Consider the following 13,760-nt stretch of genomic DNA (forward strand, 5'->3'; position numbering starts at 1 on the left):
ATTCAACAAAAATTCGTATCTCCTCTGTGTTGGGTAAATTGACAACTAGTCAAAAATTCCTTATAATAATCTTGAAATCAAGATATTTATAAGGACCGGTCACTTATATTAATGAAATTTATATAAAACTAAAAGGATGAGTTTTTTATGGAAAATAATTCAACTGCTAATTCATTAAAGCTTTTTATCGTCCTTTCAAGAGCATATAAAGCTATTAACGAACATGTAAATAAAGTAATCCAGGCAAACGGGTTAAACCCTACGGAATTTGCCGTTCTGGAACTTCTGTATCATAAGGGTGACCAGCCCATGCAGCAAATTGGCGGGAAAATCTTGCTTGCAAGTGGAAGTATTACTTACGTGGTCGACAAGCTTGAACAAAAAGGAATGTTAAGAAGAATTGCCTGTCCGAAAGATCGCCGTGTCACTTATGCACAAATCACAGAAGACGGGAAAAAATTTATTCAGGAAATTTTCCCTGAACATGCAGAGCAAATCAATCGTCTCATGTCATCGCTTAGTGAATCTGAAAAACTAGAAGCGATTGAATTGTTAAAAAAGCTGGGAATACCTGCTGGTAAATTCTAATACGGTCATTTGGCCGTATTTTTTTTGTCAGGAATGTTAAGCGATAGTATATAATAAAATAGGTGGAAATATTAGAAAAATTTACTAAGGGGTTGTTTCAATGGGGTTTGAAAACTATACATACATACGGCCAAATTTAGAAGAAGTAACTAAAAAATTTAATTCGGCAATTGAGAGTTTTAAAAACGCAACTTCACTAGATGAACAAAACGCGGTAATGAATGAGATTAATACACTAAGAAATGACTTGGGTACGATGTTCAATCTTTGTTATATCCGTCATTCCATTGACACGAATGATGAGTTTTACAAGGAAGAACAAGATTATATGGATGAAATTCAGCCTGAAGTGGAAGGGTTAGTGACAAAGTATTACCAAGTATTGGTTGATTCTAAGTTTAGGTCTCAATTAGAGGCAAAATGGGGGAAACAGCTTTTTGCCCTTGCCGAAGGACAGCTGAAGACATTCAAACCAGAAATCGTTCCATTACTTCAGAAAGAAAATCGATTGTCAACGGAATATACGAAGCTAATGGCATCTGCAAAGATTGACTTCGAAGGGGAAGAAAGAACTCTAGCCCAAATAGAACCGTTCGCTCAGTCAACGGACAGAGAAATGAGAAAAAGGGCAAATGAAGCGAAATTTGGATTTATGGTTGAGCATGAAGCAGAGTTTGATCGTATTTATGATGACCTTGTTAAAGTTAGGACTGAAATCGCTCAGAAACTTGGTTTTAAAAACTTTGTTGAACTTGGTTATTACCGGATGATGAGAACCGATTACAATGCAGAAATGGTTGCCAATTTCCGTAATCAAGTTAAGGAATATATTGTACCAATTGTAACAAAATTAAAGGCGCGCCAACAAGATAGAATCGGTCTCGATAAGCTTAAATATTACGACGAATCTTTTAATTTTCAAACGGGAAACGCCACTCCAAAGGGCACTCCGGAATGGATTATTGAAAATGGGCAGCAAATGTATGAGGAACTTTCACAAGAAACTGGGGCATTCTTTCAATTTATGCAAGAAAATAATTTGATGGATCTTGTAGCGAAGAAGGGAAAAGCTGGCGGTGGCTATTGTACTTTTATTGAAAATTATAAAGCACCTTTCATTTTTTCAAATTTCAACGGTACCTCTGGAGATATTGATGTTCTAACACATGAGGCTGGTCATGCATTCCAAGTTTATTCGAGTCGTCATTTTGAGATTCCTGAATATGCTTGGCCGACATACGAAGCATGTGAAATTCATTCCATGAGTATGGAATTTTTCACATGGCCATGGATGGATTTGTTCTTTAAGGAAGACACCGATAAGTACAAGTTTTCTCATCTAAGTGATGCCCTATTATTCCTGCCTTACGGGGTATCCGTTGATGAATTCCAACACTGGGTCTATGAAAATCCAGAAGCAACCCCAAAAGAGCGTAAGCTTCAATGGCGTGAAATTGAGAAGAAGTATTTACCTCATAAAGATTACGACGAGAATGAATACTTAGAAAATGGCGGCTTCTGGCAGCGCCAAGGACATATCTATAATTCACCGTTTTACTATATAGATTATACACTTGCACAAATTTGTGCTTTTCAATTCTGGAAGCGCTCGAGAGAAAATCAAGAAGAGGCATGGGCAGACTATGTTAAACTATGTAAATTAGGCGGTAGTATGTCATTCACTAAGTTAGTTGAAGCAGCGAATTTAATCTCGCCATTTGAGGCCGGTTGTGTAGAATCCGTAGTGGGTGTGATTGAAAATTGGTTAAACTCTGTAGATGATAAAAAACTATAAATGAAAAAAGCGAAGCCCTTCTAGAATTTCTAGAAGGGCTTCGCTATTATTTATTTAACCACAGTAACATGGGAAACAACTTTTAGCTCATCTTCTTCAACAATAGCAGTTAATTTTTTAATCTCTGGCTGCTCTAAGATAAAATCCGCTATTTTATCTTCAAGCTGCTCTTGGATGACACGGCGGAGCGGTCGTGCTCCGAAAGCTGGATGATATCCGAGCCTTGCGAGTTTTTCTTTCGCTTCTTGTGTTACCATTAATTCAATCTTTTGTGCCGTAAGCATTTCTTGTAACTCATTAATCATTAAATCGACAATATAAAGGATATGCTCTTTGCTGAGTGAATTAAACTCAATGATACTGTCGAAGCGGTTCAGGAATTCAGGTTTAAAGAAACTGCCAAGTGAGTCAAGGATACTTGCTTCTTCAATCGCCTCGTTTGTACCGAATCCAACATGAACGGTCTTGTGGCCTACGCCAGCATTACTTGTCATAATGATTACGGAATCCTTAAAGCTGACAATTCTTCCTTGACTATCCGTCAGGCGCCCATCTTCAAGAATTTGCAGGAATAGATGTTGAACATCTGGATGTGCCTTTTCAATTTCATCTAATAGAATAATGCAGTAAGGGTTTCTGCGTACTTTTTCTGTTAGCTGTCCTGCTTCTTCGTGACCTACATAGCCAGGAGGTGAGCCAATCAATTTAGAGATACTGTGTTTTTCCATGTATTCACTCATATCTAGGCGGATCATCGAATCCTTTGAACCAAATAGTTCTTCGGCAAGTGTTTTAGTTAATTCTGTTTTACCAACTCCGGTGGGTCCAACAAATAAGAAGGAACCGATTGGGCGATGTTTTGATTTTAAACCGGCCCGACTGCGTCTAATTGCTTTCGCTACTTTATTTGCTGCTTTTTCCTGACCGATAACCTTAGACTTTAGATTTTCTTCTAAAGATTTCATTTTTAACTGTTCATCTTGTTGTAGTTTTCCAACTGGAATACCTGTTTTTTCTTCGATGATTTCTTGGATATGAGATACATCCACAAGAGGTCTCTCTATACCTGAAACCTTATTTAATGCTTTTTCCAGTTTGGCTTCTTCATCGCGAAGTGTAGCTGCCTTTTCATAATTCTCGCCTTTCAGTGCCTCTTCTTTTTCAACATCAATCTCTTTTAAGCGCTGTTCAATTTGTTCATTGTTTTGATAATCTGAATTAAGATTTAATTTTGAACCAGCCTCATCCAGTAAATCAATCGCCTTGTCAGGTAAGAAGCGGTCCTGGATATAGCGATGTGACAAGTGAACACAGGCAAGAATCGCTTGCTCGGAATAGTTTACTTGGTGATAATCTTCATATTTCTTTTGTATCCCTTTTAAAATTTCAATGGCAGCCTCTGGTGTTGGTTCAAGAACATGTACCGGCTGGAAGCGTCGTTCTAAAGCCGAATCTTTCTCGATTTGTCGATACTCCTTAAGTGTGGTTGCACCAACCAATTGAAGCTCACCGCGGGCTAAGGCAGGCTTTAAGATATTTCCTGCATCCATTGACCCTTCTGCGGAACCAGCACCAACAAGAAGGTGGATTTCATCAATAAAAAGAATAATATTTTTCCGGTCTTGTAATTCGGAAATGAGTTGTTTCATTCTCTCTTCAAATTGTCCGCGAATTCCTGTATTGGCAACGAGGGAAGCAACGTCTAGCAAGTAAACCTCTTTATTACGCAACTTACCAGGAACATCTCCTTCCGCAATTTTCTGCGCAAGACCCTCAGCTATCGCTGTTTTTCCCACTCCTGGTTCACCAATTAGGACAGGATTATTTTTATTACGTCTATTTAATATTTCGATAACACGCTTTACTTCTCCATCACGACCAATTACCGGATCAATTAATCCCGCTTTAGCCAGATGAGTTAAATTTCGTCCGAATTGATCTATAAAACTGCTATGTCTGCTTTTTCCCCCAGTTTGTGTAACAGGTTGACTGATGTCATCTTTCCCATGGGCTGCACTTGACATGAAAAAGTCTTCGAACGGGAAACCTTGGAAAAAGTTCATATTTTGACCCAGCCCTGCTCCTAAAGATTGCTTTTCTTTTGCATAACATTCATGACAGAGTTTAATTTCCTTACGCTGCCCATTAATAATCATATTTAATTGTACGTTTGCATTATTTTCATTACATTTTTGACAAAGCATAAGTAAATAACCTCCTATTAAATTATGGAATAATATTGTTTGACTTTGACTATATTTGACCTTATGTCGATAGTATACTCTGACCTTTTTTGACTTTCAAGAGAAATGTTTTGGCAATGCTTTCTAATTAAGGAAAAAAGCTCGTCTGAGTTTGCCCCTATCATCATATATTGATGATAAGGAGGAGATGATGTGAAGAGGGAATGGACGCAAGCGTTTCAGATAGCTGCAGTCTATGTAGGGACTGTAGTAGGGGCTGGTTTCGCCACGGGAAAAGAAATCGTTGAATTTTTTTCACGGTTTGGTTTCTTTGGCTTAATAAGTATAATAATGAGCGGATATCTCTTTATTTCATTGGGGTCGAAATTAATGAGAATGGCTGCACATATAAATGCAAAATCCTATCAAGAGTTTAATGAGTATTTGTTTGGCAAATGGCCAAGTCGTGTCATTAATATTTTTATGCTTTTTATGCTTCTTGGAGTTAGTGCAGTCATGCTTTCCGGAGCAGGGGCTGTATTTGAGGAGCAGTTAGGTTTGCCAAAAGCGGCCGGCGTTTTCTTGACCATTTTTTTATCCTTTTTAGTCATGTTAGTTGGAACAAAAGGTCTTTTTGCAGTTAATACATTTGTTGTTCCACTTATGATAACTTTCAGCCTTATCTTAATGCTCTTTTCAGTGCAAATGCCCCACTTTATCGATCAATTACTTTTTATTCCGCATGCGGATGATGGCTGGAGGAGTGTCATCGCCCCATTTTCTTATGTGGCATTAAATCTTGGCCTATCTCAAGCAGTTTTAGTGCCAATTGCTACAGAAGTGAAAGATGATTGGACGATTAAATGGGGAGGAATTCTTGGAGGGGCTGCTTTAACTATAATCTTAATTGCAAGTCACTTTTCGTTAATCATGCTTCCTAGTTTAGAAATATATAACATCCCAATGGCCATTGTCATGAAAAATTTAGCCCCTTTTTTATTTTGGATTTTTGTTCTCGTTATTTATGGAGAAATTTTCACCTCTGTGATTGGAAATGTGTTTGGACTCGATCGGCAGTTGAAACAATATTCGTCTATTCCGACAATCCTATCTGTAACACTCATTTTTGTTGTTTCTTATTTAATCAGCCTTGTAAATTATGGGACGCTGCTCTCCTATTTATATCCTTTGTTTGGGTATATTTGTATGATTTTTTTTATTTTACTTTGGATAAAGCCATTACCAACAAGTGTCAGAAAATAAAAAAAAGCAGTTGTTCAGGAGAGCAACTGCTTTTTAATGCAAAGGTAAGAAAATAAACATCATCAAATCAAAAATGATATGAGAAACAATCACCAAAGGCATACTCTTTTTCCAAAGGTACAGATATCCCCAAGCGAAACCAGAAATAAAGGCTGCAAGTACTAATAAAAATGAGCCGGCATAAATATGGACAGAAGCGTACAGGATTGACGCTACCAAAATACTGAACCCAGGCTTAAACATTTTGCTCAATCTTTTTTGGATAAACCCCCGCCAGAAAAGTTCTTCTCCTGGGGCTGCAACTAATACAAGGGCAATATATTGCCAAAATATTGTAGGAGCAAACCATTTATATAGGTTCCTAAGACTTGTATCATAGGGTAGATGCAGGATCTTCATTCCCCGAATCCCAACCCAAAAGATACTATATAATAATAAACCGGTAAGTGCCCCAAGAAAAATATACTGAATAAAGGATACGTTATCATCCACCTCTTCTTGAAACATAGCATAAGCGATTAAGATTAAAATCGAACCAGCAAAAATATACCAAAAGATCACTTTATCATGAAATGAAAAAAATAAAAGTACATGTGCAATAATTAATCCAATTAGTACGCGCGGGTCTTGGAAGAATATCTTCATTACGCGATCTCCTTTTTACAAAACATAAAATATATTTTATCAAATTAGTTTTTCGAATGGAAATCATTACATCTCTAATTTTACGGTTTCGTTAGGTTAGAACATAAAGAAAAGAAAAAAATAAAAAAGGAAGGGAGTGAAAGAAATGAGCAAATCAAAAAGTGAACAAGAAAGAGAATGGACTGTCCGGAAGCAAGATCAAAATCCACATGGAAAAGTAAAAACAAAAAAGCAATTGGCAAATGAAGCTGGAAAGGGCCAATAACTATTTTGGCTAATGTCAAAAAAGAAAAGGCAGCCATAGTAAGGGCTGCCTTTTCTAGTATACTATTATTTTAATAAGCGCTTTCTTTTATAACTTTATAGTTTTTGTGATTGACAACAGTTCGCTGATCCAATTCTAAATCACGATAATTATCCATAACTGTTAGGTCGACAATGACAGAATTTTCATTTACCTTTTCAACAATCCCTTTCAAGCCACCACGGAATTCTATGATATTTCCAACTTCTGCTTTTCTCATAATGTCTCTCTCCTTTACCTCAAAAACTATAAATAAAATCCAGTTAAATAACAGTTTGCACTACTTTTTTCGTTTCGTAAAGCCTTTTATTTGACAATTATGTTAATTCTTTATTAACAATATAATTATATGAGAAAAAAGGCAACAAAAGAATAGAAAACGCTTTCAAAAATCACTGAAGAAATTTACAATGCTGGCTTAAGGAAAGGCGGTTGCGTTAAAATAAAATCAGGTGAAGGTGGTGTTTGAAATGACAGAAGAAATGATTACAGATATATTGAATCGCCTCATGTCAGGGGAACTTTCTGAGTATTATGTCACAAATGATCAGTTTATGGAATTTCGTCAGGTGCTAGTGAAAAGGGCAGACTTTAAACATTTCCGCGGGATTGGTCAAAGGGGCGGAGATGTATTGTATCAATATCTAGAGGAGCCAAGAAGTTAATGGCTGACACAGAAGAACTCTCGCAATAGGGAGTTCTTTTTCTATATAGTAATAAAAAATCCGGATAACTAAAATGCTGTAGAAGTTATGTTGAAGGATTTTTTATGTTTATTAAAAAAATGAAAGATTTTGATTGTTTTTGACAGATTTGTGACATAAAATATAAATTAGCCTTTTTCAGTTGTTTGAATATGAAGAAAATGATATTCTAGCAATTGTATAAATCAAAACATTATCATCAGAGTTAATAAGCATTACATGTTTGTTTCTTTTTGGGAAAAAATAGTTGGAAAGAAATGATTTTACTATTACTCTTTAGTTAGTTATTGATTTAGTTGACTAAATGATGAGAAATGTTTATTTTTAATGAAGCAAGTTTTATCTTATATAAATACTAAAGGAGTTTGATTAGCATGTCAGAAAAACAATTTAAAATAGTCGCAGAAACAGGAATTCACGCTAGACCAGCAACTTTATTAGTTCAAACAGCAAGCAGATTTGATTCTGAGATTCATTTAGAATATAAAGGTAAAAAAGTTAACTTAAAATCAATTATGGGCGTTATGTCTTTAGGTGTTGGCCAAGGAGCTGATATTACCATTTCTGCAGAAGGAAACGATGCAAACGATGCATTAAATAGCCTTGAAGAGACATTGAAAAAAGAAGGATTGGCAGAATAATGACTTTTTTACAGGGAATAGCCGCATCAAACGGGATCGCTATTGCAAAAGCATACCGTCTTGTTGAACCAGATTTATCTTTTGAATCAAGAACAATTGATGATGCTGCTGCTGAGGTTGACCGTTTCCGCAAGGCTATAGAGAAATCTAAAACAGAACTCGAAGCAATTCGTGACCGTGCAAAAGTAGACCTTGGAGCTGATAAAGCAGCGATTTTTGAAGCACATCTACTTGTATTAAGTGACCCTGAATTAAATTCACCAATTGAAGATAAAATTCAGTCTGATAAAGTAAATGCTGAATCTGCATTAAAGGAAACAGCAGATATGTTCATTATGATGTTTGAACAGATGGATAATGAATATATGAAAGAACGTGCAGCAGATATTCGTGACGTAACGAAGCGTGTATTAGCTCATCTATTAGGTGTGCAGCTTGTTAATCCAAGTATGATTGCTGAAGAAGTGATTATTGTTGCTGAAGACTTAACTCCTTCCGACACAGCTCAATTAAACAGACAATTTGTCTTAGGATTCACAACAAACATTGGTGGACGTACCTCTCATTCAGCTATAATGGCTCGTTCAATGGAAATTCCAGCGGTAGTTGGAACAAAGGCAGCGACAGAGGAAATCAATAATGGAGATCTTGTTATTGTTGATGGACTTAAGGGTGAGGTACATATTAACCCAACACCTGAGCTTGTTGATCAGTACCGTAAAATTCATAATGAGTATGAAGTTCAAAAAGCCGAATGGGCCAAGCTTGTTAATGAACCAACTGTAACAAATGATGATCACCATGTTGAGTTAGTAGCCAATATCGGAACTCCAAAGGATTTAAAAGGAGTTATTGAAAATGGCGGTGAGGGTGTAGGTCTATATCGGACTGAATTCCTCTATATGGGAAGAGACCAACTACCAACAGAAGAAGAACAGTTTGAATCCTACAAGGCTGTTTTAGAGGGTTTAAATGGTAAACCTGTGGTTGTTCGTACCCTAGATATTGGTGGAGATAAGGAACTTCCTTACTTGGATCTTCCAAAGGAAATGAATCCATTTTTAGGCTTCCGTGCAATTCGCTTATGTTTAGAAGAGCAAGGCATCTTCCGAACTCAGCTTAGAGCACTGTTACGTGCGAGCAACTATGGAAACTTAAAAATCATGTTCCCAATGATTGCAACACTAGATGAGTTCCGTGCTGCCAAAACAATTCTTGAAGAAGAAAAGCAAAAACTTCTTGCAGAAGGCCAGAAAGTTGCTGAAGGTATTGAACTTGGTATTATGGTTGAAATTCCTTCAACGGCCGTCTTAGCGGATCAATTTGCAAAAGAAGTAGACTTCTTTAGTATTGGTACAAATGATTTAATTCAATATACAATGGCTGCAGACCGAATGAATCAGCGTGTCTCTTACTTATACCAGCCATATAGCCCATCCATTTTACGATTAGTAAAAATGGTTATTGATGCAGCACATGCACAAGGAAAATGGACAGGTATGTGCGGGGAAATGGCAGGAGATGAAACAGCTATTCCAGTTCTCATTGGACTTGGACTTGATGAATTTTCAATGAGTGCTACATCAATTTTAAAAGCTCGTTCTCAAATCAGGAATTTGAAAAAATCTGATATGGAGAAGCTTGCTCAAGAAGTTTTAAATATGCAAACAACTGATCAGGTTATCGAAGCAGTTAATGCTGCAACAAAGTAAATATATGAAACAGAAAGACCGGCTGAAGATTAGCCGGTCTTTTTGTTATGCATACATATATTTTTTTGACTTTTCATATATTTGTCATTTTTATTATCGATCTTTGAGTATAATAAGTAATGCTAAATACCCTTTTTTATGGAAGTTCTTTTGGGTGGTTGATAGACAAAATCAGGAAATATATTAGGTGATAATTATACATACTATAGTAGTAATGGCGGAGGTGAAAGGACATATGGAACAAAAACCTGTACATTATGATGGGAGTTCACTACTAGGTCAGGCAACAAATGAGTCATTGGTTAATGAAACATTCCAGATGACTGATGAAATGAGAAGTAATATTGGTCGGAACCCTTACTCCCTTGATACAAATGAATAAATAATGGAAGAAAAAGGATTTGTCTTCGGGCAGATCCTTTTTGATTATTTTCCTGCCTTTAAACTGATAATAATAATGTCTTTATTCAAATGAAAGGTGGAGCATGAATGGTACGCGTTTTGTATATCACGGCACATCCTCACGATGAAACACAATCCTATAGTATGGCAGTAGGTAAGGCTTTTATTGATAGCTATAAACAAGTTAATTCTGGTGACGAGGTTATACATTTAGATTTGTATAAAGAAAATATACCTCATATTGATGCTGATGTATTTAGCGGATGGGGGAAACTCCGTTCCGGTCAAAGCTTTGATGAACTAACAGGAGAAGAAAAGCAGAAAGTCAGCCGCCTTAACGAGTTAAGTGAGCAGTTTGTGAGTGCCGATAAATATGTATTTGTCACGCCTCTATGGAATTTCTCATTTCCACCCATTATGAAGGCATATCTTGATTCAGTAGCAGTTGCAGGAAAGACCTTTAAATATACGGAAAAAGGTCCAATAGGTTTGTTAACTGATAAAAAAGCCTTGCACATACAAGCACGAGGTGGATTTTACTCAGAGGGGCCTGCAGCAGAGATGGAAATGGGGCACCGGTATATTAGTGTGATGATGAGTTTCTTTGGAGTTCCTTCTCTTGAAGGATTGTTTGTAGAAGGTCATAATGCTATGCCTGACAAGGCGCAAGAAATTAAAGAAAATGCAATTGCAAGAGCAAAAGATTTGGCACATACCTTTTAAAGACCACTCTAGTTTTTGGAAAAGAGGCAGAATAAATCTGTCTCTTTTTTTATGAAATTTTACCAAGTATTCCCTCAATATATCCTGTATACTAGTAGTAGATTTATGAAGGAGGAATCGAACACGATGGAGTTGAATTTAACTGGTAAAACAGCTTTGGTTGTTGCTTCGAGCCAGGGTCTAGGGTTTGCAATAGCTGAACGTTTAGTAAAAGAGGGAGCAAATGTTATGATTTCTGGACGTGAAGAGGAAAAGCTAAGACAGAAAGCAAGTCAGCTTGAATCTCTCGGAATGGGAAAAGTAGCCTACCAAAAAACTGACATAATGAATGTAGTGGATATTAATCAGTTGGTAAAAGTAACTGCAGATACATTTCAAAGTATCGATTTGCTAGTGAACAATGCTGGAGGTCCCCCTGCAGGTTCGTTTGAGGAATTAACAGATGATGAATGGCAGAGTTCCTTTGAATTGAATTTATTATCATATGTTCGAATGATTCGTGCAGCATTGCCCTATTTAAAACAGCAAGGCGGGAAAATTCTTAACATCGCATCTACTTCAATTAAAGAACCGATTCCAGGATTAATACTCTCAAACACTTTCCGGACTGGCATTGTTGGGCTTTCAAAGACACTAGCGTCTGAGTTAGCTCCATATCATATTTTAATTAATACGATTGCACCTGGTCGGATTGCCACGGACCGCGTTAATCATTTAGATCAAGTAAACGCAGATAAATTAGGGGTTGACAGAGAAACCATTGCATTGAAGGCCAAGGAAGGAATTCCTTTAAAGAGATACGGTACTCCTGAGGAATTTGCAAATGTTGCGGCATTCCTATTATCTGATGCTAATTCTTATATGACAGGCAGTTCATTTTTAGTAGATGGAGGGATGATCAAAGCAATTTAAAAAAAGTTTTTTCCTATATTAACCTTTCTTTACGTTTATTACCGATGTATTTTGGCTATGGTAAAAATATTAAGGGAGTGTTATTACATGCTGAAAAATATTCGTTTCATGACTGTTTTGCTCTTGGTTCTATGTGGGTCCATGCTAATGAGTGGCTGTGGTTTACTGTTTTCCAATGAATTAATTGTCAATCGTTATGCAGATGCTTTGTTGACAAAAAATAATGAATTACAGTTCCGTTTTCGAATTAACAATGAAATATTATCAGGGCAGCAATTATATAAAGTGAAAGTAACTATTCATGATGATAAACTAGCAGCCGCAATTGGTAAAAGAGAAATAGTATACGGCGAAGATCAAGTGTTAAACGGTGAATATTTAGAAGTAAAAGGAAAAAGCGAAAAATATATTTTTATGGACCCGCTTCCACTAAAAGAAGATTTACATATTCATGAACTTAAAAACATGATTGAAAAGAATAATGCGGTTTCGATTGAAGTCTTTAATAATCAAGAAGTATTCGGACGTGTCTATCTCACAAACTTTTCATCAGAGTTGTAATTTATGATTATGTTGGAATGAAAAAGGGCAAAATAAAGATGTGCATAATATTGGAGATGGAGCACAAAGACTGGAGCGATTGGGACGCTCCGGTTTTTTTTTGCGATATTTTTAATAGATAATGCTAAAATAAATAAGAAAATAAACATGAGAGGGATGATGATGTTGCTTTCACCAGAAAATACGGTGGTTGGTTTTATTGGGACTGGGGTTATGGGAAAAAGTATGGCAGGTCATTTAATAAATGCTGGATACTCCTTAGTTGTTTATTCAAGGACAAAGGAAAAAGCACAAGAACTATTAGATCTAGGTGCAGATTGGGCTGCAACTCCCAAAGTGGTGGCTGAAAAGGCATCGGTGACATTTACAATGGTAGGTTATCCTACAGATGTGGAAGAAATATACTTCGATGAAGATGGTTTAATTTTTAATGGAACTTCAGGTAGTTACTTTATCGATATGACAACCTCCTCTCCTTCACTTGCGGTTAGAATTTATGAGGAGGCAAAGAAAAAAGGAATCCAGGCTATAGATGCACCAGTATCTGGTGGAGATGTGGGAGCGAAAGAAGCTAAACTCTCGATCATGGCTGGTGGTGAAAAGGAAGCATTTGAAGAGGTGCGGCCTATTTTAGAACTTCTTGGAACTAACGTAGTCTATCAAGGTAAACCTGGTGCAGGTCAGCATACAAAAATGTGCAATCAAATTGCGATTGCTTCAAATATGATGGGTGTCTGTGAAGCGATTAATTATGCTGAAAAAGCTGGTCTGGACCCTGAAAATGTCCTTAAAAGTATAACCACCGGAGCTGCTGGCAGCTGGTCGTTGAGCAATCTTGCTCCTAGAATGTTAGCAGGAAATTTTGAACCTGGTTTTTACATAAAGCATTTTATTAAAGATATGAAAATCGCGATAGATGAAGCAGAACGAATGGAGATGGAAGTGCCAGGTCTTTCCTTGGCAAAGTCTTTATATGATCAATTGGCAGAAAGAGGAGAAGAAAATAGCGGTACCCAAGCGCTTTATAAATATTGGAAGTGATAAATTGGATTGAATAAATTCCTCCTATCTATTTGAAACTATGAGAGATATCTTGATATAGGAGGAATTGTAACATGGCTAAAAGGACGAAAAAGAACGACGCTAAACAAAAGAATAAAAAGGGATTTGATTCTGCAGTTGCCAACGAAGAATTCGCCACTGAAATAGGTTCAGCAGCGGCAAATCAAGTTCATAAAGAAAAAGCAAAAAAAGAAAAAGCACCTAAAAATAATGGGAAATACAAAGGGCAGTAATACTTACATCTTAAGACCCTCACATTCATTGT

Annotated in this window: 16 protein-coding genes; 13 read left to right on the forward strand and 3 right to left on the reverse strand. The window is 36.7% G+C overall.

What is annotated here, in order from left to right; genetic code table 11:
* Window positions 1-147: 147 nt before the first annotated feature.
* Together COJ96_RS08860 and COJ96_RS08865 are read left to right on the forward strand one after the other, a co-directional pair.
* On the forward strand, window positions 148-588 hold the full coding sequence (locus COJ96_RS08860; RefSeq protein WP_098572571.1) for a MarR family winged helix-turn-helix transcriptional regulator: 441 nt from the start codon (window positions 148-150) through the stop codon (window positions 586-588).
* 100 nt (window positions 589-688) lie between these two features.
* The gene (locus COJ96_RS08865) at window positions 689-2,383 is read left to right on the forward strand and encodes a M3 family oligoendopeptidase (RefSeq protein ID WP_098572572.1); all 1,695 of its coding nucleotides are present in this window, start codon (window positions 689-691) and stop codon (window positions 2,381-2,383) included.
* A 50-nt stretch (window positions 2,384-2,433) separates the two neighbouring features.
* Here the strand turns inward: COJ96_RS08865 and COJ96_RS08870 are convergent, their stop codons facing one another.
* Window positions 2,434-4,587: an ATP-dependent Clp protease ATP-binding subunit gene (locus COJ96_RS08870; RefSeq protein ID WP_098572573.1), complete on the reverse strand. Its 2,154-nt coding sequence runs from the start codon at window positions 4,585-4,587 to the stop codon at window positions 2,434-2,436.
* Between the two features lie 192 nt (window positions 4,588-4,779).
* On the opposite strand from COJ96_RS08870, the gene COJ96_RS08875 reads away from it, so the two are divergent.
* Window positions 4,780-5,829 carry a YkvI family membrane protein gene (locus tag COJ96_RS08875; RefSeq protein ID WP_098572574.1) on the forward strand — a complete coding sequence of 350 codons (1,050 nt, stop codon included), beginning with the start codon at window positions 4,780-4,782 and terminating at the stop codon, window positions 5,827-5,829.
* 33 nt (window positions 5,830-5,862) lie between these two features.
* On the opposite strand, the gene COJ96_RS08880 is transcribed toward COJ96_RS08875, so the two are convergent.
* Window positions 5,863-6,474, reverse strand: a complete 612-nt coding sequence (locus tag COJ96_RS08880) for a CPBP family intramembrane glutamic endopeptidase (RefSeq protein WP_098572575.1) — start codon at window positions 6,472-6,474, stop codon at window positions 5,863-5,865.
* A gap of 145 nt (window positions 6,475-6,619) precedes the next feature.
* Here COJ96_RS08880 and COJ96_RS29195 point away from each other — a divergent pair, with 145 nt between their 5' ends.
* Window positions 6,620-6,739 carry a DUF6254 family protein gene (locus tag COJ96_RS29195; protein ID WP_222127323.1) on the forward strand — a complete coding sequence of 40 codons (120 nt, stop codon included), beginning with the start codon at window positions 6,620-6,622 and terminating at the stop codon, window positions 6,737-6,739.
* A gap of 70 nt (window positions 6,740-6,809) precedes the next feature.
* Here COJ96_RS29195 and COJ96_RS08885 read toward each other — a convergent pair whose 3' ends face one another.
* Entirely contained in the window at window positions 6,810-6,998 is a 189-nt protein-coding gene (locus tag COJ96_RS08885; protein ID WP_026566278.1) for a YkvS family protein, read from the reverse strand.
* 250 nt (window positions 6,999-7,248) lie between these two features.
* Here COJ96_RS08885 and COJ96_RS08890 point away from each other — a divergent pair, with 250 nt between their 5' ends.
* The 9 genes from COJ96_RS08890 (at window position 7,249) to COJ96_RS08925 (ending at window position 13,728) form a co-directional block, all read left to right on the forward strand.
* Window positions 7,249-7,443, forward strand: a complete 195-nt coding sequence (locus COJ96_RS08890; RefSeq protein ID WP_098572576.1) for a hypothetical protein — start codon at window positions 7,249-7,251, stop codon at window positions 7,441-7,443.
* A gap of 413 nt (window positions 7,444-7,856) precedes the next feature.
* Window positions 7,857-8,123 (forward strand): phosphocarrier protein HPr, encoded by a 267-nt coding sequence (locus COJ96_RS08895; protein ID WP_026566280.1) that lies wholly within the window; start codon window positions 7,857-7,859, stop codon window positions 8,121-8,123.
* Window positions 8,123-9,835: a phosphoenolpyruvate--protein phosphotransferase gene (ptsP, locus tag COJ96_RS08900; RefSeq protein ID WP_098572577.1), complete on the forward strand. Its 1,713-nt coding sequence runs from the start codon at window positions 8,123-8,125 to the stop codon at window positions 9,833-9,835. Before COJ96_RS08895 ends, ptsP begins: the two co-directional genes overlap by 1 nt.
* Window positions 9,836-10,070: 235 nt before the next feature.
* Window positions 10,071-10,217, forward strand: coding sequence for a hypothetical protein (locus COJ96_RS28530; RefSeq protein ID WP_180230028.1), 147 nt, complete (start codon window positions 10,071-10,073; stop codon window positions 10,215-10,217).
* 107 nt (window positions 10,218-10,324) lie between these two features.
* Window positions 10,325-10,960, forward strand: a complete 636-nt coding sequence (locus tag COJ96_RS08905) for an FMN-dependent NADH-azoreductase (RefSeq protein ID WP_098572578.1) — start codon at window positions 10,325-10,327, stop codon at window positions 10,958-10,960.
* 126 nt (window positions 10,961-11,086) lie between these two features.
* Complete coding sequence (locus COJ96_RS08910) at window positions 11,087-11,872, forward strand: SDR family oxidoreductase (protein WP_098572579.1); 786 nt, start codon at window positions 11,087-11,089, stop codon at window positions 11,870-11,872.
* A gap of 87 nt (window positions 11,873-11,959) precedes the next feature.
* Complete coding sequence (locus tag COJ96_RS08915; RefSeq protein WP_098572580.1) at window positions 11,960-12,433, forward strand: hypothetical protein; 474 nt, start codon at window positions 11,960-11,962, stop codon at window positions 12,431-12,433.
* Window positions 12,434-12,595: 162 nt separating this feature from the next.
* The gene (locus COJ96_RS08920) at window positions 12,596-13,474 is read left to right on the forward strand and encodes an NAD(P)-dependent oxidoreductase (protein ID WP_180230037.1); all 879 of its coding nucleotides are present in this window, start codon (window positions 12,596-12,598) and stop codon (window positions 13,472-13,474) included.
* A gap of 74 nt (window positions 13,475-13,548) precedes the next feature.
* On the forward strand, window positions 13,549-13,728 hold the full coding sequence (locus tag COJ96_RS08925; protein ID WP_098572581.1) for a hypothetical protein: 180 nt from the start codon (window positions 13,549-13,551) through the stop codon (window positions 13,726-13,728).
* Window positions 13,729-13,760 lie beyond the last annotated feature (32 nt).

The organism is Bacillus sp. AFS073361 (assembly GCF_002567005.1).
GTDB lineage: Bacteria > Bacillota > Bacilli > Bacillales > Cytobacillaceae > Neobacillus.

What these genes read in the sequence shown, in the direction of transcription:
- COJ96_RS08905 (WP_098572578.1), top strand. Translation starts at nt 10,325, where the DNA reads ATGGTACGCGTTTTGTATATCACGGCACATCCTCACGATGAAACACAA.
- COJ96_RS08920 (WP_180230037.1), top strand. Translation starts at nt 12,596, where the DNA reads ATGTTGCTTTCACCAGAAAATACGGTGGTTGGTTTTATTGGGACTGGG.
- COJ96_RS08885 (WP_026566278.1), bottom strand. Translation starts at nt 6,998, where the DNA reads ATGAGAAAAGCAGAAGTTGGAAATATCATAGAATTCCGTGGTGGCTTG.
- COJ96_RS08895 (WP_026566280.1), top strand. Translation starts at nt 7,857, where the DNA reads ATGTCAGAAAAACAATTTAAAATAGTCGCAGAAACAGGAATTCACGCT.
- COJ96_RS08910 (WP_098572579.1), top strand. Translation starts at nt 11,087, where the DNA reads ATGGAGTTGAATTTAACTGGTAAAACAGCTTTGGTTGTTGCTTCGAGC.
- ptsP (WP_098572577.1), top strand. Translation starts at nt 8,123, where the DNA reads ATGACTTTTTTACAGGGAATAGCCGCATCAAACGGGATCGCTATTGCA.
- COJ96_RS08915 (WP_098572580.1), top strand. Translation starts at nt 11,960, where the DNA reads ATGCTGAAAAATATTCGTTTCATGACTGTTTTGCTCTTGGTTCTATGT.
- COJ96_RS28530 (WP_180230028.1), top strand. Translation starts at nt 10,071, where the DNA reads ATGGAACAAAAACCTGTACATTATGATGGGAGTTCACTACTAGGTCAG.
- COJ96_RS08880 (WP_098572575.1), bottom strand. Translation starts at nt 6,474, where the DNA reads ATGAAGATATTCTTCCAAGACCCGCGCGTACTAATTGGATTAATTATT.
- COJ96_RS08890 (WP_098572576.1), top strand. Translation starts at nt 7,249, where the DNA reads ATGACAGAAGAAATGATTACAGATATATTGAATCGCCTCATGTCAGGG.
- COJ96_RS08860 (WP_098572571.1), top strand. Translation starts at nt 148, where the DNA reads ATGGAAAATAATTCAACTGCTAATTCATTAAAGCTTTTTATCGTCCTT.
- COJ96_RS08865 (WP_098572572.1), top strand. Translation starts at nt 689, where the DNA reads ATGGGGTTTGAAAACTATACATACATACGGCCAAATTTAGAAGAAGTA.
- COJ96_RS29195 (WP_222127323.1), top strand. Translation starts at nt 6,620, where the DNA reads ATGAGCAAATCAAAAAGTGAACAAGAAAGAGAATGGACTGTCCGGAAG.
- COJ96_RS08870 (WP_098572573.1), bottom strand. Translation starts at nt 4,587, where the DNA reads ATGCTTTGTCAAAAATGTAATGAAAATAATGCAAACGTACAATTAAAT.
- COJ96_RS08925 (WP_098572581.1), top strand. Translation starts at nt 13,549, where the DNA reads ATGGCTAAAAGGACGAAAAAGAACGACGCTAAACAAAAGAATAAAAAG.